We start from the raw sequence: 1,023 nt of genomic DNA, 5'->3' as shown, positions 1-1,023 counted from the left end.
GAAACGGAACCCCGACGGCGGCCTCCGGGCGGCGGCTCCCGACGGCGGCTCCCGGGCGGCGGCCACCCCGCCCGACCCGACCACCCGCCCGAGCCCACCCACCAGACCCCACCCGCCCGGGATCAGCCGCCCGGGATCACCCGCACCGGATCCGCTTCCCTCAACCGACCTCGACCGGTTGGGGGAAGCGGGCGCGGAACGTGAAGGCGTGTGGGGTCGGGCCGTGTTCGCGAAGGTGCTCCAAGCGCTCCTTGCCTTCGAGGACCGTCGGAATCGTGCCCGCCGGCACCCACCACAGCACCTGGGCGAGATCGCCGAGGTGATCGAACCAGTCGTGCCGGCGGCGCAGGTACTCCAAGTGGCCGCTGCGGTAGACGAAATCCCACAGCAGGTCCGCGGACTCCCACACGGACATGGTCACGATCATGTCGGCCTCGAACGGCCGCAGGTCGTGCACGTGCACGTCGTCCTCGTCCTTCAGGCGCCAGACGAAACCCGGCGCAACGTCCGCGAGTTCGTTGACCGGGTCGAGGGCGGCGGCGAACTCTGCGGTGTCGGGATGGTCCAACGGGGACAACAGGCGCGCGGTGTTGAACTGGGCGATGTGATGAGTCGAAGGCATGGAAGCACCTCACCAGTCCGCTCCGGATATGTCAACGATATTTGTTTTTAGAGATCCGGCCGCGGTTCCATCCCGCTACGCGCCCACCGGCTCGACGAGGTCGACGACCACACAGCATCGCCCGGGCGTCGGATCGAGCCTGGCCCGATGGGACGCCGCGCCCACTCCCTCCAGCAGGCCCGTCAACAGCGCCTGGTTCATTCCGCACACCAACGGCGGGAAATCCTCGGCGAGTTGATGAAACGGACAGTTCCGCAGCCGGATCCTCGGCCCCTCGTCGGTGGCCGGTTCGTATCCCCGGGCCACGAGCGCCGCCACCACCCGCTCCCGCTCGTCCGCACCGGCCAGGGACGGCGCGAGGCCCGCCCCCGCGACGCGCCCGGTGTCGTACGCGGCCGCGT

General features: G+C 70.1%; 1 protein-coding gene and 1 pseudogene. Both read right to left on the bottom strand.

What is annotated here, in order from left to right:
• Positions 1 to 160: 160 nt before the first annotated feature.
• Complete coding sequence (locus tag GT354_RS29125) at positions 161 to 622, bottom strand: DUF3291 domain-containing protein (protein WP_161359356.1); 462 nt, start codon at positions 620 to 622, stop codon at positions 161 to 163.
• Positions 623 to 697: 75 nt separating this feature from the next.
• Positions 698 to 1,023, bottom strand: a pseudogene (locus GT354_RS52855) (hypothetical protein); the annotation flags it as partial.

Source organism: Streptomyces sp. SID3343, assembly GCF_009865215.1.
GTDB lineage: Bacteria > Actinomycetota > Actinomycetes > Streptomycetales > Streptomycetaceae > Embleya.
Note: the sequence above shows the minus strand (reverse complement) of the source record. Positions and strands in the feature narration are given on the sequence as shown.